Source organism: Cupriavidus sp. WS, assembly GCF_000395345.1.
GTDB lineage: Bacteria > Pseudomonadota > Gammaproteobacteria > Burkholderiales > Burkholderiaceae > Cupriavidus > Cupriavidus basilensis_B.
In genome coordinates this window covers 1-21,629 of sequence record NZ_AQPL01000442.1, presented here as the reverse complement: position 1 = coordinate 21,629, position 21,629 = coordinate 1, and the positions used below count along the sequence as shown (strand labels likewise).

The 21,629-nt window shown below is 71.4% G+C and carries 21 protein-coding genes; 13 read left to right on the top strand and 8 right to left on the bottom strand.

What is annotated here, in order from left to right:
* Window positions 1-554: SDR family oxidoreductase (locus K206_RS0130405; RefSeq protein WP_020206100.1), on the top strand; the 554-nt coding region annotated here is incomplete at its 5' end.
* 15 nt (window positions 555-569) lie between these two features.
* Here K206_RS0130405 and K206_RS0130400 read toward each other — a convergent pair.
* On the bottom strand, window positions 570-1,475 hold the full coding sequence (locus K206_RS0130400; protein ID WP_020206099.1) for a LysR family transcriptional regulator: 906 nt from the start codon (window positions 1,473-1,475) through the stop codon (window positions 570-572).
* 186 nt (window positions 1,476-1,661) lie between these two features.
* On the opposite strand from K206_RS0130400, the gene K206_RS0130395 reads away from it, so the two are divergent.
* From K206_RS0130395 to K206_RS0130375, 5 genes are all read left to right on the top strand, one after another.
* Complete coding sequence (locus K206_RS0130395; protein ID WP_020206098.1) at window positions 1,662-3,041, top strand: acyclic terpene utilization AtuA family protein; 1,380 nt, start codon at window positions 1,662-1,664, stop codon at window positions 3,039-3,041.
* Window positions 3,038-3,400, top strand: coding sequence for a hypothetical protein (locus K206_RS0130390; protein WP_020206097.1), 363 nt, complete (start codon window positions 3,038-3,040; stop codon window positions 3,398-3,400). Before K206_RS0130395 ends, K206_RS0130390 begins: the two co-directional genes overlap by 4 nt.
* 72 nt (window positions 3,401-3,472) lie before the next feature.
* Window positions 3,473-4,459: a tripartite tricarboxylate transporter substrate binding protein gene (locus K206_RS0130385; RefSeq protein ID WP_020206096.1), complete on the top strand. Its 987-nt coding sequence runs from the start codon at window positions 3,473-3,475 to the stop codon at window positions 4,457-4,459.
* A 103-nt stretch (window positions 4,460-4,562) separates the two neighbouring features.
* Window positions 4,563-5,153: a nuclear transport factor 2 family protein gene (locus K206_RS0130380; protein WP_020206095.1), complete on the top strand. Its 591-nt coding sequence runs from the start codon at window positions 4,563-4,565 to the stop codon at window positions 5,151-5,153.
* Window positions 5,154-5,209: 56 nt separating this feature from the next.
* Complete coding sequence (locus K206_RS0130375) at window positions 5,210-6,211, top strand: MBL fold metallo-hydrolase (protein ID WP_020206094.1); 1,002 nt, start codon at window positions 5,210-5,212, stop codon at window positions 6,209-6,211.
* Window positions 6,212-6,245: 34 nt separating this feature from the next.
* Here K206_RS0130375 and K206_RS0130370 read toward each other — a convergent pair whose 3' ends face one another.
* Together K206_RS0130370 and K206_RS0130365 are read right to left on the bottom strand one after the other, a co-directional pair.
* A complete protein-coding gene (locus K206_RS0130370) occupies window positions 6,246-6,680 on the bottom strand; it encodes an EamA family transporter (RefSeq protein ID WP_020206093.1) in 435 nt (144 codons plus the stop codon).
* An 11-nt stretch (window positions 6,681-6,691) separates the two neighbouring features.
* Window positions 6,692-7,081 carry a GNAT family N-acetyltransferase gene (locus K206_RS0130365; protein WP_020206092.1) on the bottom strand — a complete coding sequence of 130 codons (390 nt, stop codon included), beginning with the start codon at window positions 7,079-7,081 and terminating at the stop codon, window positions 6,692-6,694.
* A 171-nt stretch (window positions 7,082-7,252) separates the two neighbouring features.
* Between K206_RS0130365 and K206_RS0130360 the strand changes: the two genes are divergently transcribed.
* Window positions 7,253-8,749, top strand: a complete 1,497-nt coding sequence (locus K206_RS0130360; RefSeq protein WP_020423973.1) for an AMP nucleosidase — start codon at window positions 7,253-7,255, stop codon at window positions 8,747-8,749.
* 151 nt (window positions 8,750-8,900) lie between these two features.
* Here K206_RS0130360 and K206_RS0130355 read toward each other — a convergent pair whose 3' ends face one another.
* The gene (locus tag K206_RS0130355) at window positions 8,901-9,551 is read right to left on the bottom strand and encodes an OmpW family protein (RefSeq protein WP_020206090.1); all 651 of its coding nucleotides are present in this window, start codon (window positions 9,549-9,551) and stop codon (window positions 8,901-8,903) included.
* 965 nt (window positions 9,552-10,516) lie between these two features.
* On the opposite strand from K206_RS0130355, the gene K206_RS0130350 reads away from it, so the two are divergent.
* Complete coding sequence (locus tag K206_RS0130350) at window positions 10,517-11,902, top strand: hypothetical protein (RefSeq protein WP_020206089.1); 1,386 nt, start codon at window positions 10,517-10,519, stop codon at window positions 11,900-11,902.
* A gap of 218 nt (window positions 11,903-12,120) precedes the next feature.
* On the opposite strand, the gene K206_RS0130345 is transcribed toward K206_RS0130350, so the two are convergent.
* Genes K206_RS0130345 through K206_RS0130335 form a run of 3 tightly spaced genes read right to left on the bottom strand, consistent with a single transcriptional unit; the run spans window position 12,121 to window position 14,651 of the window.
* Entirely contained in the window at window positions 12,121-12,435 is a 315-nt protein-coding gene (locus K206_RS0130345) for a DUF6587 family protein (protein ID WP_020206088.1), read from the bottom strand.
* A gap of 17 nt (window positions 12,436-12,452) precedes the next feature.
* Window positions 12,453-14,324 carry a ferrous iron transport protein B gene (feoB, locus tag K206_RS0130340; protein WP_029044258.1) on the bottom strand — a complete coding sequence of 624 codons (1,872 nt, stop codon included), beginning with the start codon at window positions 14,322-14,324 and terminating at the stop codon, window positions 12,453-12,455.
* Window positions 14,325-14,345: 21 nt separating this feature from the next.
* A complete protein-coding gene (locus K206_RS0130335; RefSeq protein ID WP_020206086.1) occupies window positions 14,346-14,651 on the bottom strand; it encodes a FeoA family protein in 306 nt (101 codons plus the stop codon).
* Window positions 14,652-14,965: 314 nt separating this feature from the next.
* Between K206_RS0130335 and K206_RS0130330 the strand changes: the two genes are divergently transcribed.
* A complete protein-coding gene (locus K206_RS0130330) occupies window positions 14,966-15,265 on the top strand; it encodes an antibiotic biosynthesis monooxygenase (protein WP_020206085.1) in 300 nt (99 codons plus the stop codon).
* A 185-nt stretch (window positions 15,266-15,450) separates the two neighbouring features.
* Here K206_RS0130330 and K206_RS0130325 read toward each other — a convergent pair whose 3' ends face one another.
* On the bottom strand, window positions 15,451-16,326 hold the full coding sequence (locus K206_RS0130325) for a LysR substrate-binding domain-containing protein (protein WP_020206084.1): 876 nt from the start codon (window positions 16,324-16,326) through the stop codon (window positions 15,451-15,453).
* A 282-nt stretch (window positions 16,327-16,608) separates the two neighbouring features.
* Between K206_RS0130325 and K206_RS0130315 the strand changes: the two genes are divergently transcribed.
* From K206_RS0130315 to K206_RS0130300, 4 genes are all read left to right on the top strand, one after another.
* On the top strand, window positions 16,609-18,441 hold the full coding sequence (locus K206_RS0130315; RefSeq protein ID WP_020423972.1) for an acyl-CoA dehydrogenase family protein: 1,833 nt from the start codon (window positions 16,609-16,611) through the stop codon (window positions 18,439-18,441).
* 266 nt (window positions 18,442-18,707) lie between these two features.
* Window positions 18,708-19,688, top strand: coding sequence for a tripartite tricarboxylate transporter substrate binding protein (locus K206_RS0130310; protein WP_020206081.1), 981 nt, complete (start codon window positions 18,708-18,710; stop codon window positions 19,686-19,688).
* A gap of 176 nt (window positions 19,689-19,864) precedes the next feature.
* The gene (locus K206_RS0130305) at window positions 19,865-20,326 is read left to right on the top strand and encodes a PaaI family thioesterase (RefSeq protein WP_020206080.1); all 462 of its coding nucleotides are present in this window, start codon (window positions 19,865-19,867) and stop codon (window positions 20,324-20,326) included.
* Window positions 20,327-20,398: 72 nt separating this feature from the next.
* Entirely contained in the window at window positions 20,399-21,562 is a 1,164-nt protein-coding gene (locus K206_RS0130300; RefSeq protein WP_029044257.1) for a CaiB/BaiF CoA-transferase family protein, read from the top strand.
* Window positions 21,563-21,629: the final 67 nt, after the last annotated feature.

Here is a 21,629-nt window from a genome sequence, read left to right as displayed (position 1 = left end):
CCGCGGTCGCGGCCGCCTTCGCGCGCATCGACGCCAGCCACGGCCGCCTCGACATCCTCGTCAACAACGCCGGCGCGCGCAAGCGCAGCGGCATGGCCGAGCTCGGCGCCGGCGACCTGCGCGAGATGCTGGAGACCAACCTGGTCGCGCCCTACGCGCTGTGCCGCCGCGCCGCGCGGCGCATGCGCGATGGCGGCTACGGCCGCATCATCAACGTCACCTCGATCGCCGGGCAGGTGGCGCGCGCCAACGACGTGCTCTATCCCGCCACCAAGGGCGGCCTCGACGCGCTCACGCGCGCGATGGCGGCCGACCTCGGCCGCGACGGCGTGACCGTCAACGCCATCGCGCCCGGCTACTTCGCCACCGAGCCCAACCAGCCGATGGTGGCCGACGAGAGCGTGGCGCAATGGCTGCGCCAGCGCACCGCGCTGGGCCGCTGGGGCCAGCCGGAGGAGGTCGCGGGCGCGGCGGTGTTCCTCGCCTCGCCGGCCGCGTCCTACGTCACCGGCCACGTGCTGGCGGTGGACGGCGGCTACCTCGCGCACTTCTGACGGCAGCGCCGCCGTTCAGCGCGCGCCGCCGCCCGCGGCGCGCCCGAAGTGCGCCCGCACGGCTTCGATCATCGCCGCGGCGGCGGCCGAATCGCCGCGCTCGCGCAGCCGCACCAGGCAGATGTCGCGCACCAGCGACGGCAGCTGCAGCGGCCGGATCGCCAGGCTCTCCTGCTGGAACTGGAACAGCGCCAGCGCCGGCACCACCGTCACGCCCAGCCCCGCCGCCACCAGCGCCGCCACCGTGGCGAGATGCTCCACTTCCATCACGCCGTTGAGCTTGAGCGGATGCAGCGCCGCGTCCAGATGCTGGCGCACGCTGCTGGTGCGCGACAGCTGGATGAACGGCAGCCCCGCCAGCGCCTGCGGCGCCACGCGGCGGCGCCGCGCCAGCGGATGGTCCGCCGGGCACACCAGGTGGAAGCGGTCGGCCACCAGCGGCTCCACGCGCAGGTCGCCGTCCTGCGCCGGCGCGGGCGCCAGCGCGAAGTCGGCGCGGCCGCGCCGGACCATGTCGATGCAGCCGTCGGCCAGCAGGTCGAACAGCTCGATGGCGATGCCCGGATAGCGCTGGTGGAACGCGGCCAGCAGCGGCGGCAGGTCGCCCGCCGCCAGCGAGGGCAGCGCCGCGACCGAGATCCGCCCCTTGCGGCGCTCGGCGTGGTCGCGCAGCTCCGCGAACGCGGTCTCGAAATCCGCCAGCAGGCGCGCCGCCACTTCCTCGAAGCGCCGCCCCTCCACGCTCAGCTCCACATGGCGCGTGGTGCGCTCGAACAGGCGCGTGCCGGCCTGTTCCTCCAGCGTCTGGATCAGCGCGCTGAAGGCCGATTGCGACAGGTGGCAGGCCTGCGCCGCGCGGGTGAAGTTGCGGTGCGCGACCAGCGCCACGAAGGCGCGCAGGTGCTTGACGGAGAGGTTCATCGCAGCGGGCGGCGGCGGGGTGCGCAAGCGCATTTCCCGCGGCCGCGCTTTTATCCGGAAAGTCGATAGATTAATCCAAATTATCCGTTTTTCGGCGCAGGCCGGCGGCCCTAGAATCTGCCCACGGTGCCCACGGGCGCCGACCTTGCATCGCGGGCCCGCGCCCGCTTCACCAGGCTTCGTCCCATGACCGCTTCCGTCCCCGCCAGCGCCACCTTGCAGATCGGCTGCGGCGCCGGCTTTTCCGGCGACCGCACGGATGCCGCGCTGCCCGTGGTGCGCACCATGATCGCCGCGGGCGGCCCCGCCGTGCTGATGTTCGAGACGCTGGCCGAGCGCACGCTGGCGCTGGCGCAGCTCGCGCGGCGCGCCGACCCGGCACGCGGCTACGAGCCGCTGCTCGATGCGCTGCTGGCGCCGGTGCTCGGGCTGTGCCTGGCCCACGGCATTCCCATCGTCGGCAATTTCGGCGCCGCCAACCCGCGCGCCGCCGCCGCGCGCGTGCGCGCGCTGGCGGCCGAACTCGGCCTGGCGCCGCCGCGCGTGGCGGTGGTGGAGGGCGACGATCTCTCGCACGAGGCCGGCCGCGCGCTGCTGCGGCAGGCCATCGGCGCCGGTTTCCCCGAGGCGCGCTTCGTCTGCGCCAACGCCTACCTCGGCGCGCGCGGCATCGCCGACGCGCTGGCCGACGGCGCGCAGGTGGTGGTGTGCGGCCGCGTGGCGGACCCGGCGCTGGCGGTGGGTCCGACAATGGCGCATTTCGGCTGGTCGTGGCAGGACTGGGACCGCCTGGCGCGCGCCACCATCGCCGGCCACCTGCTCGAATGCGGGGCCCAGGTCACGGGCGGCTATTTCGCCGATCCCGGCATGAAGGACGTGCCCGACGTGCACGCGGTCGGCTACCCGATCGTGCGCCTGGACGCCGACGGCAACATCGAGGTCGGCAAGGCCGCCGGCACCGGCGGCTGCGTGGACCTGCGCACCGTCAAGGAACAACTGCTGTACGAGGTGCACGACCCGGCCGCCTACCTCACGCCCGACGTGGTGGCCGACATCGGCGCGGCCACCGTCGAGCAGCTCGGCCCCGACCGCGTGGCGGTGCGCAACGTGCGCGGCCACGAACGGCCCGCGCAGCTCAAGGCCAACCTGTTCTGCGAAGGCGGCTGGATCGCCGAGGGCGAGATCTCCTACGCCGGCCCCAACGCCGCGGCGCGCGCGCGCCTGGCCGCGGACATCGTGCGCCGGCGCATGGGCGTGCTCGGCCACGACGCGCCGGTCCGCTTCGACCTGATCGGCGTGTGCAGCGTGTTCGCCGACGACGCCGGCGAGCTCGTGCGGCAGCCCCAGCCCGGCGAAGCGCAGGCGCAGGACGTGCGCCTGCGCGCCGCGCTCGCGCACGAGGACAAGGCGGTGGCCGAAGCGCTGCTGCGCGAAGTCAACGCGCTCTACACCTGCGGCCCCGCCGGCGGCGGCGGCGTGCGCACCGCGCTGCGCGCGCGCCTGAACGCCATGTCCTGCCTGGTGCCGCGCGGCGCCGTCACCGCCAGCCATACCCTGCTGCCATGAATACTGCCCACACCAGCGCCACCGCCGATATTGCCCTCTACCAGCTCGCGCACGGCCGCACCGGCGACAAGGGCGACCGCTCCAACATCAGCGTGATCGCCTACGACCCGCGCGACTTCGACCATCTCGCGGCCCACGTCACCGAGGACGCGGTGGCCGCGCTGTTCAGCCATCGCCACCCGGCCGCGGTCAGGCGCTACCTGGTGCCGTCGCTGCAGGCCATGAACTTCGTCATCGACGGCGTGCTCGACGGCGGCGTCAACGACGCGCTCAACCTCGACACGCACGGCAAGGCGCTGTCCTTCCTGCTGCTGCAGCTCCGGCTGCCCCTGCCGCCGCGCCTGGCCGGCGCCGGCTGATCTGCCTGACCCGGTACCACAGCCGGCCACCACCACAAACCACAACATCAGAATTCCAACTGGAGACCCAACATGTCCGTACACACCCAGCTTGCCCCCGCCCTCAAGGCGGCCACCGGCATCGTCGCCGCCGCGCTCGCGCTGCTGGCGGGGCCGGCGCGCGCGGAGTTTCCGGACAAGCCGATCCGCTTCGTGGTGCCGTTCGCCGCGGGCAGCGCCACCGACCAGCTCGCGCGCGCGATCGGCCAGTCCATCACGGTGGATGCCAAGGTGACGGTGGTGGTCGACAACAAGCCCGGCGCCAACGGCTTCATCGCCGCCAGCGACGTGGCCAAGGCCGGCCCCGACGGCTACACCGTGCTGATCACCACCAACACCACGCACGCCGCCAACGAGCACCTGTTCAAGAAGCTGCCCTACGACCCGGTCAAGGACTACGCGCCCGTCACGGCGCTGGGCCGCGGCGGCCAGATCATGGTGGTGAACCCGCAGTTGCCGGTCAACAGCGTGGGCGACTTCATCGCGCTGGCCCGCAAGGAGCCGGGCAAGCTCAGCTTCGGCAGCGGCAGCTCCTCGTCGCGCATCGCCGGCGAGCTGTTCCAGCAGATGGCGCACGTGCAGCTGCTGCACGTGCCGTACAAGAGCAACCCGCTCGCCGTGACCGACCTGCTCGGCAACCAGATCCAGATGATGATCACCGACACCGCCACCGGCCTGCCCCAGGTCAAGAGCGGCAAGCTCAAGGCGCTGGGCGTGTCGGGCAAGACGCGCTCGCCGCTGGCGCCCGGCGTGCCGACCATCGACGAGGCCGGCGTGAAGGGCTACGAGATGAGCTACTGGTTCGCCGCCTACGCGCCGGCGAAGACGCCGCCGGCGGTGGTCGACAAGCTCAACGCGCTGATGGTCAAGGCCGCGAAGAGCGAAACCGCGGCCAGCTTCTACCAGTCCACGGGCACCGACGTGTTCACCAGCACGCCGGCCGAACTGGCGAAGTTCCAGGCCGCGGAATCGGCCAAGTGGGGCAAGATCATCAAGGCGGCCAACATCCAGCCGGAGTGAGCGCGGCGGCGGGCAACCTTGCCGGCAGCAGGGCCGCGCCGCCGCGGCGCGCCGCGGCGGGCTACCATGCGCGCAGATCCGCAAGTCACGACACAGGCCCAACATGCACTCTTCCTCCGCGCCGGCGTTCTCGCCATCCTCCGATCCCCAGTCGCTGATCGTCGCCTACATCCGCGCCAAGGACGAAAACCGCCCGCACCGGATGGCGCATGCGTTCGCCGCCGACGCGGTGCTGGAGATGACGGTCAAGTCCGAGGCCATCGCCTTTCCCGCGCGCAGCGAGGGGCTGGCCGCGATCAGCGAGGTGCTGGTGCGGCGCTTCGGCCAGACCTACGACAACGTCTACACCGTCTGCCTGGCCGATGCGCCGCCGGCCGCCGACGCCGCCACCTACCGCTGCGACTGGCTGGTCGGCATGACCGACAAGGCCAGCGGCAGCGTGCGCGCGGGCTGCGGCCGCTACGCCTGGACCTTCGGCGGCACCGGCGGCGAGCGCCGCGTGCGGGCGCTGGAGATCGTGATCGAGGCGATGGAGGTCCTGCCCGCCGAGGCCGCGCAGCCGGTTATCGACGGCTGGCTGGCGCGCCTGCCCTATCCGTGGTGCACGGCGGCGCGGGCGGTCGAGGCGGCGCCCGCGCTGGCCGGGCTGGCACCGGTGCTGGCGTACCTCAGGTCCGCCGGATCCGCCGCGTAGTGCACTTTGCGGGGATAATGCAGGATCGCCGCCCCCGGATTGCTTTGGAGCGCTGCATGACGACCCTGCCTTGTTTCCTCCGCCGCCGCCGGCTGGCGGTTTCCCTGAGCGTGGTGCTGGCCCTGGCCGGCGCGCTGGCCCAGGCGCCGGCGGCCTCGGCCCCGCCGGCCCAGCAGAAGACGCAGGTGCCCGGCTACTACCGCATGATGCTGGGCCAGTTCGAGGTGACCGCGCTGTACGACGGGCATGTCGACCTCGACACAAAGATATTCAGGTACAGCAGCCCGCGCGAGGTGCAGCGCCTGCTGGCGCGCATGTTCGTGGCCAGCACGCCGGGCATGCAGACCGCGGTCAATGCCTACCTGATCCACACCGGCGGCAACCTGGTGCTGGTCGATACCGGCACGGCGGCCTGCTTCGGCTCCGCGCTGGGCCACGTGGCGCAGAACCTGCGCGCGGCCGGCTACGAGCCCGCCCAGGTCGACACCGTGCTGCTCACCCACCTGCATCCCGACCACGCCTGCGGCCTGGTGGCCGACGGCAAGCCGGTGTTCGCCAACGCCACGGTGTACGTCGACCAGGCCGATGCCGCCTACTGGCTGGACGAAGCCGCCGCCGCGCGCGCGCCGCAGGACGCGCAGGCGGTCTTCGCGCTGGCGCGGGCCGCCGTCGCGCCCTACCAGGCCGCCGGCCGGCTGCGCGCCTATGGCGCCGGCGACACACTGGTGCCCGGCGTCACCGCGGTGCCGGAGCACGGCCACACGCCGGGCCACAGCGGCTACCTGTTCAGGTCGGGCGGGCAGGGCATGCTGGTCTGGGGCGACGTCGTGCACAGCCACGCGGTGCAGTTCCGCCGGCCGGAGGTGGCGATGGCGTTCGACGTGGACAGCCGCCAGGCCGTGAGCGCGCGCAAGGCGATCCTGGCGCAGGCCGCGCGCGGCAAGCTGTGGGTGGCCGGCGCGCACCTGCCGTTCCCGGGCATCGGCCACGTGCGCGCCGAAGGCCACGGTTATGTCTGGGTGCCGGTCGAGTACGGGCCGGTGCGCACCGACCGGTAGCGCGCGCGGGCGCCGCTGCCGCGACGCGCCGGCGCTAGCGCCGCAAGCCGAGCACCAGCACGCCGGCGCCCACCAGCAGGATGCCGGCCCACTCGCGCAGGCTCGGGCGCTCGCCCAGGAAGACCACGGCGAACACCGCCACCAGCAGCAGGCTGAGCTTGTCCACGGGCGCCACCTTCGAGGCGTCGCCGATCTGCAGCGCGCGGAAGTAGCACACCCATGAAGCGCCCGTGGCGAGGCCGGACAGCAGCAGGAAGGTCCAGGTGCGCGGCGACAGCGCCAGCGGGTTGCTCCACTTGCCGGTCAGCACCACGAACAAGGCCAGCGCCACGATGATCACCGCGGTGCGCACCAGCGTGGCGAGGTCGGAGTCGATGCCCGCGAGGCCGATCTTGGCGAAGATCGCGGTCAGCGCGGCGAACACCGCCGACAGCAGCGCCCAGTGGAACCAGCCCGCGGCGGAAGACATGATGCGGCGGCTCAGAGGCGCCGGCGTTCCATCGCCACCAGCGACGGCACGAAGCCGAGCTGGCCGAAGAAGGCCGCCTCGGAAGAGCGGCCGGCGCGCAGCACCCAGGTGATGTCGGGATCGTTGCCGACGATGTGGCGCACCAGCGCGCGGCCGATGCCGCGGCGCCGGTGGCTCGGCGCCACCGCCACCATCGACAGGTAGCCGTTGGAGACGTCGTCGCACAGGGCGCGCGCGAAGCCGACGATCTCCCCCTTGTCGACCGCGACCGCGACGCGCTGCGAATTGGCGATCAGGCGGGCGAAGCGCTCGGTGTTGGCAACCCGGTGTGCCCAGCCGTTGGCCGCAAGCAGTTGCCTGGCCGCCTCGATTTCGTCGGGCAGCAGATTGCGGATTTCCATCGGGGCTCCCATGCAAGCACATACGGCAACTCGGCGCAGCCCTTCTGTCGGGGGGCGTCACGAGGCGAGGACGGCGCGGGGCCGCCAAAGACTGCTGGCAGTGTAGCGAGCGCGCGCAGGCCCGTCAATTTGGCGGCCCGCCATGTTGCTTCCCTCTTGCGGCGGGGTATCATGCTTGCCATGAACGCCTCGATCTTCTCTTCCGCCCATCCGGCCGATCAGCTGGCCGAGTTCAACGACGCCGACGCGGCGCTCGCCCGCATCCTCGAGATCTACGAGGCATCGGTCGGCGCCATACGCGCGCGCTTCGACGCGTTCGCGCACGGGCAGCCGCTGCCGTCCGCGGCGCACGCCTGTTATCCCTATCTCGGCATCTCGGTCAACCTCGAGACGATGGTGACCGACAGCCGGCCCTCGTGGGGCACGGTGGCCTACCCCGGCGTGTACGGCACCACGGTCACGCGCCCCGACCTGCTGGCCGATTACTACCGCGACCAGATCGAGCGCCTGCTGCGCTACCACCGCGTGCCCGTGGTGGTCGGCGTGAGCCGGCGGCCGATCCCGCTGCCGTTCGTCATCGAAGCCTCCACCACCGACATCAGCTACACGCAGGCGCGCGAGCTGGAGGCGTCGTTCGTGCTGCCGGAACTGAGCCGCATCGACGACGCCATCGCCAACGGCACCTTCGAGCCCGTGTCCGGCGAGGCCTGGCCGCTGTCGCTGTTTACCGGCGAGCGCGTGGATCTCGCGCTGCAGCGCCTGTACCACTACACCGGCACCGCGCCCCAGCATTTCCAGCGCTTCGTGCTGTTTACCAACTACCAGCGCTACGTCGACGAGTTCATCGAGCTGGGCCGCTCGCTGATGGCGGCGGACGATGCGCAGGGCGCCGAAGGCTACGCGCGCTTCGTCGAGCCCGGCGACGTGGTGCAGGTGCGCGGCGCGGCCGAGCCCGACGACGCGCAGCGCCCGCGCGCGCTGCCGCAGATGCCGGCCTACCATCTCGTGCGCGAGGACCGGCTCGGCGTGACGCTGGTCAACATCGGCGTGGGTCCGTCCAACGCCAAGACCATGACCGACCACCTCGCCGTGCTGCGTCCGCATTGCTGGCTGATGGTGGGCCACTGCGGCGGCCTGCGCCGCTCGCAGCAGCTTGGCGACTACGTGCTCGCGCACGCCTACGTGCGCGACGACCACGTGCTCGACCACGACCTGCCGCCGTGGGTGCCGGTGCCGCCCATCGCCGAGATCCAGGTCGCGCTGCAGGAAGCGGTGGCGCGCATCACCGGCCTGTCCGGCAACGAGATGAAGACGCGCATGCGCACCGGCACGGTGGTCTCCACCGACGACCGCAACTGGGAACTCAAGTCCAAGTCGCTGTACGCGCGCTTCAACCAGTCGCGCGCGATCGCCATCGACATGGAAAGCGCCACCGTGGCGGCCAACGGCTTCCGCCTGCGCGTGCCCTACGGCACGCTGCTGTGCGTGTCCGACAAGCCGCTGCACGGCGAGCTGAAGCTGCGCGGGATGGCCAATGCGTTCTACCGCCAGCGCGTGAGCCAGCACATGACGATCGGGCTCGAGGCGATCCGCATCCTGCGCGAGGCCGGCGCCGAGCAACTCCACTCGCGCAAGCTGCGCAGCTTCGACGAGCCGGCGTTCCGCTAGCTCGTCGGTCCCGCCGTCACGACAAAAAAACAAAAACGCGCAGCAAACGCACGCGCGGCGCGAGCGCCGTCACCGGCCCTGCGCGCCGCCGCGTTGCCGCCGCCCGCGCATCCCGCCGCGGACGACCGCTTGCCTTGCGCATGCGCCCGCCTCAGAAGCGGTAGCCCACGCCCACGCTGAACAGCCACGGATCGAGGCTCGCGTTCGAGAGCTTGACGCCGCCGGCCTTCACGTCCGACGAGATCCAGGTCTTCTTGACGTCGGCGTTGAGGAACCAGTTGCGCGTGAGCTTGTAGTCCATGCCGATCTGCAGGACCGGGCCGACGCTCCAGCGGTCCAGCGACAGCGTGTTGCCGGCGAGGTTGGCGCCCCAGATGCGGGTGACGTTGATACCGGCGCCCACATACGGGCGGAACGTGGCTTCAGGCAGGAAGTGGTACTGCAGCAGCAGGCTCGGCGGCAGGTGCGAGAACGTGCCGATCTTGCTGCCGCCCAGGTAGACGTCCTGCTTCTGCGGCACCGTCAGCACCAGTTCGGTGGCGATGTGCGGCGTGATGAAGTAGGTGACGTCGAGTTCCGGGATCCACTTGTTGTTGACCGTGATCAGGTCCGAAGGGCCGACCCCGCCGATCGGGTCCGACTTGTCGGCCATGTCGAGATAGGTGGCGCGCAGGCGCACCATCCAGTTGCCCTGGGCTTCGTCCGCTGCGGCTGCCGGCGTGGCGGCAAGCGCGCCGAACAGGGCCAGGACGGCGACGGCGGTGGTGGCGAGACGGGTGGGGACAAGCAGACGATTCTTCATGATGTTGGCTCGTTAATTGGAAGACTTCACGCACAGTGTGGCGGAGCGTTCCCATGTGAACCTTGACCAAGAGCAAGAATAGCAGTATCGGCTGCCGGCGCTGGCGGCTGCGTCGCGAAGCCGCGACAGTGGGCTGCCGGGCCGTCGCCGGGCGGGCCGCTGGCCCCGCCTGGCTCCCTGCCGGACTCCCGGCATGGCGGCCGGGGCGCGCGTTGGAGCGCGCGCTGGAGCGGATCGGCGCCCCGGGTTTGCGGCGGTGCAGCAGCGCCGGAACCGCGACGCCCGGCCGCGGCCCGGGGCCCGCTCCGGCCTGGCGTGGCCGGTTCCCAAGCGCCAGACACGCTCTAAGGACATGCGCAAATATTCGTGGCCGCGCGCGGCGGCTGGCCTTACGCTGTGCACACGGTTACAGCAAAGAGCAACACAGCAACGAGCATGTCGTGGGCGCCCCGCAAAGGCGTCTTTCCGGGTGTGCCCCGTGGGGGCGGGGCACACCGGCTTTTCTGCGCGGGCCTTGCTGTACGGATCATGCCACACGGGCTTCGCCCGCACGGGTTCCATCCGCGCAAGTTCTGTCCGCATCACGGCAAGGCCGTCTCCATCTGTTCTTCATCCATCCTGGCGATTCCAGCCGGCGCGGGTTCGCGCCGGCTTTCGGGCGTTCCGCTCCCGGGCCGATCGGCCGGCATTGCATTTCCCCGGCCGCGGCGCGGCCCTGGCGGATCGCGTCCTGCCGCGAGCCAGAGATAGATCGTGCGCCGGCGTGACGGGGTCCGCGTTGCCGGACCGGCGGCTTTCCCTGCGGCCCGCTGCGGCCCACATTCGCGCGTGCGACGGCGCACACAGGCCTCGAACCTTCAACCGTATGGCTGGTACAGCCACGCGCGCATCGTGACTAGCCTTGAGAAGAATCGAAGTGTTTCGCTGCCGGCGCAGACAAGACACCAACGGAGGAGGCAGGCATCATGAAGAACACCGGGAAATGCGCCGGCGGACAGCGGGCGTGGCCGGCGTGGCTGGCGTGCGCGTGGATGGCCCTGATGCTCGCCGCGTGCGGCGGCGGAGGCAGCGGTGGCGGGGGCGGCGCCGGGACCGCGCCGTCCACCACCGGCACCGCGGCGGACCTCGCGCCGGTGCAGTACTCGGTCTCGCTTTCCACCACCTCGGGACAGGTCGCCATCGGGCGCAGCATCTCGGTGAGCGCGTCGGTGGTGGACAGCAAGGGCAACGACCTGACCGCCGGCAGCACCTTTGCGTGGGCTTCCTCCAGCACCACGCTGGCCACCGTGGTGCCGGCCGCCGCCAACGGCACCGCCACCGTCACCGGCGTGGCCGCCGGCACCGCCGTCATCCAGGTGCTGGCCACCATCAGGACCTCCGACAGCAGCACGCTCACGCTGCCGGCGCAGGCCGCCACCATCACCGTGCTGCCCACCGCCGCCAGCTACAACCTGGCGCTGTCCAACCCGGTGCTGTCGCTGGCCGACGGCCAGGCGCAGCCGGTCAAGGCCACGCTGCTCGACGCCAACGGCAGCGACGTCAGCGCCGCCGTGCACGACTGGGCCTGGGCCAGCTCCAGCGCCAACGTGCAGGTCAGCGCCGCGCAGAACAGCGCCACGCTCACCGGCAGCAACAGCTCGGCCACCGCCGCGCTCGGCACGGTCACGGTCTCCGTCACCGCGCCCAACGGCGTCGCGGTCAGCGGGCAGATGCTGGTCACGGTGCTGAAGAACGCCGGCTACACCTACCGGCTGGCGCTGTCGCAGGGCGGCACGCCGGTCAACGCGCTGTCGGTGCTCAACGGCTATCCGCAGACCTTCGCCGCCCGCGTGATCCGCAGCGACGCGCAGGACGTGACGGCCGATTTCGACGGCGCCTGGACCTATGCCGCGGCCTCGCCCACGCTGTTGGTGGCGGCGGACGCGGCCACGCGGCAGGCCACGGTCAGCACCGCCATCGCGCCCGGCATGCCCACCGTGCAGAGCGCGCTGCAGGTCACGGCGGCCAGCAGCAAGATCGCCGCCACGCCCAGGGCGAGCCTGGCCGTGACCGAGCAGCCCAAGTGGGCGCTGGTCTACAACGGGCCGCAGCCGCTGCGCCTGCTGCTGGGCCTGCCGCTGCCGATCCCGGCCACCGCCACGCTCAAGCTGTACGGCGCCGACGACGTCTTCTCCGACTGCGCGGGCTGGAACTGGACCGCCAGCGCCAACGTGGCGCTCGCGCCCGGCGTCAATGCCGCGCAGGTCCTGGTGACGCCGCTGGCGGCGGGCAGCTTCTCGGTGACGGCAACGTGCACGGCTGGCCCCGAGCAGGAGCCGGTCACGGTCACGATCCCGGGCACGGTGAGCTGAGCGCGCAACGCAACGATGCCCGGCGGGGAAGCCTGCCGGGCATCGTCTTGTGCTGGGGAAAGCTGGGGAAGCGCGCGGAGAAAAGCCGCGTCGCGGCCGTGCCGGAGGGCTGCAGGTAAACTGGCCGGAAGCCAGGGCGTACCCAATTCTGCGTGGCCCGCGCGAGGGCCGGATGCGTCTTCCGGCGGGCGGTTTCGCGCCGCCGGGGCCGCCGCGCCTCAGCGCTTGGCGACGAAGCGGATGACCTGCTCGTTGCGCGCGGACTCGGCCGGCTGGCCCTCGGTGGTGCTCGAGCCGCAGGTATTGCAGCCGCCGCTGTCGCAGCCGCTGGCGCAGCCCGCCACCGCCTGCGGCGCCAGCCACGCCACCGCGCGCAGGCGCCAGCCGGTGGCCGCCGCGCCGCCCAGGCGCGCCGCCAGCCAGGCCTTGAAACGCTCGCGCGAGCGCGGCGCGTAGCGCGACAGCACGGAGACCGCGCAGACCAGCACGATCAGCGGCACCAGCAGGGTTTCGAAGGCGTGGTAGAGGCTCATGGCAGCGGCACCTCGGGTCAGCTGAACATCAGGGCGATGCGGTAGGTGGCGAACGCGGCCAGGTAGCCCAGCGCGAACAGGTAGAGCGTGGAGGCGGCCATCACCTTCCAGGAATTGGTCTCGCGGCGGATCACCGCCATCGTCGAGATGCACTGCGGCGCGAACACGTACCACGCCAGCAGCGCCAGCGCGGTGGCCAGCGACCACTGCGAGGCGATCATCGGCGCGAGCTGGCTGGCCACGGCGTCGTCGCTGCCCGACAGCGCATAGACGGTGGCCAGCGCGCCCACGGCGACCTCGCGCGCGGCCAGGCCCGGCACCAGCGCGATGCAGATCTGCCAGTTGAAGCCCACCGGCGCGAACACGTGCTCCAGCGCGCGCCCGATGATGCCGGCGAAGCTGTAGTCGATGGCCGGCGCGGTGGCGCCGTCCGGCGGCGACGGGAAGGTGGCCAGGAACCACAGCAGCACCGTCAGCGTCAGGATCACCTTGCCCACGCGCGACAGGAAGATGCGCGCGCGCTCCCACAGCCCGATGGCGATGTCGCGCGGGTTGGGGATGCGGTACGACGGCAGCTCCATCAGCAGCGGATGGTCGGTGCGGTCGCGGCGGAAGTACTTCAGCACGTAGGCCACCACCAGCGCGCTGACGATGCCCGCCACGTACAGCGCGAACAGCACCAGCCCCTGCAGGTTGAACAGCCCGGCCACCGTGCGCGCCGGGATGAAGGCGCCGATCAGCAGCGCGTACACCGGCAGGCGCGCCGAGCAGGTCATCAGCGGCGCCACCAGGATGGTGGTGATGCGGTCGCGCGGGTCCTGGATGGTGCGCGTGGCCATGATGCCGGGAATCGCGCAGGCGAAGCTCGACAGCAGCGGGATGAACGAGCGCCCGGACAGGCCCGCGCCCATCATCAGGCGGTCCAGCAGGAAGGCCGCGCGCGGCAGGTAGCCCGATTCCTCGAGCGTCAGGATGAACAGGAACAGGATCAGGATCTGCGGCAGGAACACGATCACGCTGCCCAGGCCGGCGATCAGGCCGTCCACCAGCAGGCTGCGCAGCATGCCCTCGGGCAGGTGGCTGCCGACCAGCTCGCCGAACCAGTGCACGGCGGCCTCGATGCCGTCCATCACCGGCGCGGCCCACGAGAACACCGCCTGGAACATCAGGAACAGCAGCACGGCCAGGATCGCCAGGCCGAACACCGGATGCAGCACGATGCGGTCGAGCCGGTCGTCGATCGCCGCGGTGCGCGCCGGCATGGTGACGGCGGCTTCCAGCAGGCGCTTGACCTCATGGTGCACGTCCAGGTCCGAGGGCGGCGCGTCGGTGGCCGGCGGCGCGTCGGGCAGGGCCGCGTCGAGCGCCGCCAGCAGGCTGGCCGCGCCGTCGCGCCTGACCGCGATGGTCTCCACCACCGGCATGCCGAGCGCGGCGGCGAGCTTGTCGCGGTCGATATGGATGCCGCGCCGTTCGGCGGCGTCGCTCATGTTGAGCACCAGCACCATCGGCAGGCCCAGGCGGCGCAGCTCCAGCACGAAGCGCAGGTGCAGGCGCAGGTTGGTGGCGTCCACCACCGACACCAGCAGGTCCGGGCGCGGCTCGCCCGGGCGCTGGCCCAGGCAGACGTCGCGCGTGATGGCCTCGTCGAGGCTGGCCGCGTGCAGGCTGTAGGCGCCCGGCAGGTCCAGCACGCGCACCTGGCGGCCGGCCGGCGAGACGAAATGGCCTTCCTTGCGCTCGACGGTGACGCCGGCATAGTTGGCCACCTTCTGGCGGCTGCCGGTCAGGCGGTTGAACAGCGCGGTCTTGCCGCAGTTGGGGTTGCCCACCAGCGCCACGCGCAAGGCGGGACGCTGGGCGGCGGAGGTCGGGGATGCGGCGGACATGTTCTTGGCAGGGGCCGCGCTTCAGGCGGCGGTGCGTTTGGCGGCGGGCGCGTCGGGCTGCGCGGCCGGCGTGATGCTGGATACGGAAGCGCTCACGGCCTCCACGGTGATGCGCGCCGCTTCCGAGCGGCGCAGCGCGAACCGGGTGAAGCCGACCTGGGCCACCAGGGGGTCCATGCCGAACGGTCCCAGCGCGATGACCTGCACGGCTTCGCCGGGCACGAAGCCGAGCTCGCGCAGGCGCCGCGCAACGGGATCGCTGGAGGAGGTGTCATCGACCGAGACAATGACAGCGGCAGTGCGCCGCGGAAGTTCAGACAACCGCATGAGGCTTCCAGTCCGTTGGCGCGAGGCACGGCACGCGGTCGGCAAACTCACGCCAGGGTACGTAAATGAAAATCGTTCCCATTGTAGCCGCTTTTGCCTGGGGACGTCCGGTTTTCGCCGTGCCGCCAGCGTGCTGACGGCGGGGCCGGACAAGGCTCTGCGCCAGGCTCCGGCGGCGAAGGCGCAACAGCATAGCGTGCCACGGCATAGAATGCGAGTCGACACATGCCGCCGTCATGGCATGGCCGCCGCGCCCGGCGCCCGCGGGGCCGGCTTTCCCATCCGCAAGACAAGCAAATACGGAGTCAAGAGACATGATCCTCGAAATCGCCCAGTTCCAGATCAAGGCCGGCTCGGAGTCGGCCTTCGAAGCCGCCGTGGCCAAGGCCGCGCCGCTGTTCCGGCGCGCCCGCGGCTGCCACGGCCTGCGCCTGCTCCGCTCGATCGAGAACCCGTCGCGCTTCACGCTCGAAGTGAAGTGGGAGACGGTCGAGAACCACATGGTGGATTTCCGCGAGTCCGACGACTTCGCCGAATGGCGCAAGCTGGTCGGCGAGCACTTCGCCTCCGCGCCCGACGTGGGGCACGTCAGCATCGCGGTCGAAGGCTTCTGAGCGGCGGGGGCCGCCCGCCGCCCGCGCCCCCTCCCAGATGGGGGGAGGGGAATAACGCATTTGCGTTATTGGTTGAGGCCGGTGCAGGCGGTAAGCTGGCCTCACGCTGAACACCCCGTTCCACGCGTACTTGACAATGCTGCCTGCCGGTAAAGCAGGCGGCATTTTTCTTTCCGGGGCGGCGCTCACCCCGCCCTGACCATTTCCAGGAAGCGCTCGCGCGCCGGATCTTCCACCGCGCCCTTCCAGGCGCAGTACACCTCCGACGGCACCGTGGCCTCGGCCAGCGGCAGGAACACTGCCCCCGCCATCGCCGAGCGCTGCAGCGCCGCCGGCACCACCGCCACGCCGGTGCCCTGCGAGACCAGCGATACCACCGACAGCCAGTGCCGCACCTCGTGCCGGATCTGCGGGTAGAAGCCCTGCGCCGCGCACATCTCGAAGATGCGGTTGTAGTAGTCCGGCGAGACCTTGCGGGAAAACAGCACGAACGGCTCGCCGCGCAGCGCGGCCAGCGCCACGCCCGGCTGGCCGGCCAGCGCATGGTCGGCCGGCACGCAGCACAGGAACGGCTCGCTGTGGACCAGCGCCGTGGCCAGCTCGTCGGGCACGCGGTTGGTGTGGATGAAGCCGGCGTCGAGCCGGTCGTGCAGCAGCGCGTCGATCTGTTCCTGCGAGTTGAGTTCGGTCAGCGTCACCTGGATGCCGGGGTAGCCGGCCTGGAACTCGCGCAGGCGCTGCGGCAGCCCGCGGTACAGCATCGAGCCGACGAAGCCGATGCGCAGCCGGCCGATGGCGCCGGCCTCGATCTCGCGGGCCTGCTGGCGGGCGTCCTCGGCCTGCGCCAGCAGCGCGCCGGCCGCCTCGCGGAAGGCGCGCCCGGCCGCGGTCAGGCGCACGCCGCGGCTGTCGCGCTCGAACAGGCGGGCGCCCACCGACGCCTCCAGTTGCTGGATGTTGAGCGACAGCGGCGGCTGCGAGATCGACAGGCGGCGGGCGGCCCGGCCGAAATGCAGCTCTTCGGCCAGCACGAGGAAGTAGCGCAGGTGACGGAATTCCATGTCGATACAAAAAATATATGGATCAAGCCAATTTTAGAATTAGACACGAATCGCCGCGCTTTGAATAATGCAGGCAAGGCAGTCGTCCCGCGCCAGTGTGGCGGATTGCCGCAGCGCCCCGTCCTGGAACGACAGGAAGCCAGAAAGGGCTGCGAAAAGCACAAATACAAGCAACAGAGACAACCAACGCCCGCTACCGCAATACCGCCGGCCCGCATGCAGCCCCGCTGCCAGCGCGGCCCGGCGCCGCCGGCGCGTGCCGGCCAACATAGGAGATCCCTCATGCAGACCAGCGCTGCGCGCCAGCCGGCCGCTTCCGTTTCCGCCTCCGCTTCCGCCTCCGCTTCCGCTTCCGTTGCGACCCCGGCCACCCCGGCCCATCCGGTGCCCGACCAGCAGGGCGTGAACCTGTTCGCCAGCGACCCGGACCTGCGCGCGCTGCTGCCGCTGTACCTGCCGCCCGACCTGTTCGCCCACCTGCTGCCGCACCTGGACCGCATGGGCGCGCTGGCCGGCGGCGTGCTGGACCGGCTGGCGCACACCGCCGACCACAACAAGCCCGTGCTGTCGCACCGCACCCGCACCGGGCTGGACGCGCAGGCCATCGACAAGCATCCGGCCTACGTGGAGCTGGAGCGCGTGGCGTTCTCCGAGTTCGGTCTCGCCGCGGCCTCGCACCGCGGCGGCGTGCTCGGCTGGGACAAGCCGATGCCGGCGGCGGCCAAGTACGCGCTGACCTACCTGTTCGTGCAGGCCGAGTTCGGGCTGTGCTGCCCGCTCTCGATGACCGACTCGCTCACGCGCACGCTGCGCAAGTTCGGCGACCCGGCGCTGGTCGCGCGCTATCTGCCCAACCTGACCACCCAGGTCTTCGAGGACCTGTACCAGGGCGCCATGTTCATGACCGAGCAGGGCGCCGGCTCCGACGTGGCCGCCACCACCGCGCGCGCCGTGCGCGACGCGCGGGCCGAAGGCGGCTGGCGCCTGTCGGGCGACAAGTGGTTCTGCTCCAACCCGGACGCCGCGCTGGCGATGGTGCTGGCGCGCGTGGAAGACGAGCACGGCAATGCCGCGCCCGGCATCAAGGGCGTGTCGCTGTTCCTGCTGCCGCGCACGCTGGCCGACGGCAGCGCCAACCAGTACCGCATCATCCGCCTCAAGGACAAGCTCGGCACGCGCTCGATGGCCAGCGGCGAGATCCGCCTCGAGGGCGCGCAGGCGCACCTGGTCGGCGAGCTCGGCCGCGGCTTCGTGCAGATGGCCGACATGATCAACAACTCGCGCCTGTCCAACGGCGTGCGCGCCGCCGGCCTGATGCGCCGCGCGCTGTCCGAAGGCCAGTTCATCGCGCGCGAGCGCCGCGCGTTCGGCAAGCGCCTGGTCGACATGCCGCTGATGCGCCGCCAGTTGCTCAAGCTCGCGCTGCCCACCGAGCAGGCCCGCACGATGGTGTTCCAGACCGCCGAGGCGCTGCGCCGCGCCGACGCCGGCGAGGCAGGCGCCTACGCGCTGATGCGCGTGCTCACGCCGCTGATCAAGTTCCGCGCCTGCCGCGACGCGCGCAAAGTCACCGGCGACGCGATGGAGATCCGCGGCGGCTGCGGCTACATCGAGGAATGGAGCGACCCGCGCCTGGTGCGCGACGCCCACCTCGGCTCGATCTGGGAAGGTACCAGCAACATCGTCGCGCTCGACGTGCTGCGCGCGATCCGCCGCGAAGGCGCGCTGCCGGTGCTGCAGGCCCATCTGGACGGCCTGCTGCGCGACACGCCGCTGCACCCGGGCGCGCGCGCCGCGTTCGACGCCGCGCTCGGCCGCGCCGTGGCGCTGGCCGCGCGCGCCGCCGAGGCCGGCGCCGACGGCGACGTGCTGGCGCGCCAGGCCGCCTCCGCGCTGTACCACGTGACCAGCGCCGTGGCGATGGCATGGGAAGCCGGCCGCATCGGCTCCGAGCGTCGCATGCGCCTGGCCCAGCTCGTGCTGGTGCACCGCGTGCTGCCGCAGGACCCGCTGGCCGGCGAGGCCGAACCCGACTGGCTGGCCGACACCGTGGCGCCGCCGGCCGACGGCACCGTGCGCGCCGCCGCCGCGGTCGACCACATCAACCTGTTCTGAACACACCGCGGAAAAAAGAGATCACCCGTTGCGTGCTCCCCTCTCCCGCCCGCGGGAGAGGGGCCGGGGGAGAGGGCCAGCGCAAGCCACGCCGCAGTCCCCAAAGCACCACGAACCGCAGCACCGCAGCACCGCAACACCGCAGCACCGCAACACCGCAGCACCGCAACACCAGCAAGCCCCCGCGGCCGCGCCCACCCGGCGCCCGCGCACTCCGCCCGGGCGCACCTCGCCCGGCGGAAGACGACTGACAACAGGAGACCACCATGACCCTCTGGCAACGCCTTGCCGCCGTCGCCGCGTGCACCCTGTGCGTGGGCATCGCCCCCGCGCTGGCGCAGAAAGACTACCCGTCCAAGCCGATCATGATGATCGTGACCTACCCGCCCGGCGGCCCCACCGACGTGATGGCGCGCACGCTGGCCGCGGCGCTCAAGACCAGCCTCGGCCAGACCGTGGTGGTGGAGAACCGCGCCGGCGCCGGCGGCAACATCGGCGCCGAGGCGGTGGCGCGCGCCGAGCCGGACGGCTACACGCTGATGTTCGGCACCTCGGCCCCGCTGGCCATCAACGTCAGCCTCTACCGCAAGATCAACTACGACCCGGTCAAGAGCTTCGCCCCGGTGATCCAGATCGGGCAACTGCCCAACGTGCTGGTGGTCAGCCCCACGGTGCCGGCCAGGACCGTGGGCGAACTGGTCGCCTACGGCAAGGCGCACCCGGGCGAGCTGACCTATGCCTCGTCCGGCAACGGCGCCTCCTCGCACCTCGCTGGCGTGCTGTTCAACAATCTGGCCGGCACCGACTTCCGCCACATCCCCTACAAGGGCACCGGCCCCGCGCTCAACGACCTGCTCGGCGGCCAGGTCAGCATGACCTTCACCGACGTGCTGACCGCGCTGCCGTTCATCAAGGGCGGCAAGGTGCGCGTGCTCGGCGTGACCACCAAAGGCCGCTCGCAGGCGCTGCCCGACGTGCCCACCGTGGCCGAGCAGGGCGTGCCCGGCTTCGACGTCTCGGTGTTCTTCGGCGTGGTGGCGCCGGCCGGCACGCCGCCGGCGGTCATCGCCAGGCTGAACCAGGCCTTCGCCGACGCGCTCAGGCAGCCCGAGGTGCGCAAGACGCTGCAGGCCCAGGGCCTGGAGTTCCCGCCGTCGACCACGCCCGAGCAGCTGGGCGGCTTCGTCAAGGCGGAAGTCGCCAAGTGGCGCGGCGTGGTGCAGAAATCGGGCGCGCAGCTCGACTGACGCGGACGGCCTGCCGCGCGATGCCGCCGATGGCCGATCATCGCGCAGCATTACGGCGGCAACCCGCGCCGGCCGGTCAGGGAAGGGCCAATCGGCGGTAGTATCGACCTCCGTCCGCCGGGCGCCGCGCTTGCGCCGCGGCGCGCCCCCTTCCTTTTTTCGTATTCCGCAACGCCATGAACGATCTTCGCACCGCCACGCCCGCCAACGCGCCCGTCAACGAATTCGCCGGCGAGCCCCCCGGCACGCTGTTCGGCCTGACCATGCCGATGTCGCGCGTGTTCGGCCTGCGCGGCGTGCAGATCGACGCGCGCGAGGCGCGCGTGAGCATGCCCTACCACCCGGACCACACCAACAGCCGCGGCGAAGTCCACGGCGGCGCCATCGCCACGCTGCTCGACTGCGTGCTGTCGTGCGCCGCGCGCGGCCACGACCCGCGCAACTACGGCGTGGCCACCATTGACCTGACCGTGCACTTCACCGCGCCCGGCCGCGGCGAGCTGACCGGCATCGCCTGGTGCGAGCGGCGCGGCCGCGCGATGTGCTTCGCGCGCGGCGAGATCCGCAACGAGCAGGGTGAACTGCTGGCGCTGGCCACCGGCACCTTCAAGCTGGTGGAGCGCGTGCCCGCCAAATAACCGGACACCGCCTCGCCGCGCCGCCGGCGAGGCCACTTCCCAAGCCATTCCCGCCATGAACGGAGCCCCCCGATGAGCCAATCCCCGAGCCAACCCCCTGCATCGCCCGGCGCGCTCGCCGGCATCCGCGTGGTCGATCTCTCGCGCATCCTCGGCGGTCCGTTCTGCGGACAGATCCTCGGCGACCACGGCGCCGACGTGCTCAAGATCGAGCCGCCGCAAGGCGACGACACCCGCACCTGGGGCCCCCCGTTCAAGGACGGCGTGGCCTCGTACTACTTCGGCCTCAATCGCAACAAGCGCGTGATGCGGCTGGACCTGACCACCGAGGCCGACCGCGAAGTCCTGCTCGCCCTGCTGGCCGACGCCGACGTGCTGGTGGAGAACTTCAAGACCGGCACGCTGGAGAAATGGGGCCTGGGCTACGACGCGCTGTGCGCGCGCTTCCCGCGCCTGGTGCATTGCCGCGTGTCCGGCTTCGGCGCCGACGGCCCGCTCGGCGGCCTGCCCGGCTACGACGCCGCGATCCAGGCGATGGCCGGCATCATGAGCATCAACGGCGAAGCCGGCGGCGACCCGCTGCGCGTGGGTTTGCCGGTGGTGGACATGGTCACGGGCCTGAACGCCGCGCTCGGCGTGCTGCTGGCGCTGCAGGAACGCGAGCGCAGCGGCCGCGGCCAGTTCGTCGAGGCCGCGCTGTACGACTCTGGCCTGTCGCTGCTGCACCCGCATGCCGCCAACTGGTTCATGAACGGCAAGGAGCCGGCGCGCACCGGCAACGCGCACCCGAACATCTATCCCTACGACACCGTGGCCACCGCCACCGACCCGATCTTCCTCGCGGTCGGCAACGACCGCCAGTTCCGCATCCTGTGCGAGCACCTCGGCATCGCCGAATATGCCGACGACGAACGCTTCGCCACCGCGGGCGCGCGCTCTGTCAACCGCTCGGCGCTGAAGGTCGAGCTGGAGTCGCGCATGGCCAGGCTGGACGGCAAGGTCCTGGCCGACACGCTGGTAGCCGCCGGCGTGCCGTGCGCGCCGGTGCTGTCGGTGGCGGATGCCTTGCAGCATCCGCATACCGCGCACCGCGGGATGGTGGTGGAGATGGCGGGGGGGTATAAGGGGCTGGGGGCGCCTGTGAAGCTTAGCCGCACGCCGGCGACGTATCGGTTTGCGCCGTTGGCGGAAGGGGAGAGGTTTTTGCCGGTGGTGGCGGCGAATGATGGGGAATAAGGGGGTTTCTTTTTGGGGAATTTACGGTCAAAGGCTTTAAAGGATTAACTTCAAAGTCAAAGGCTTA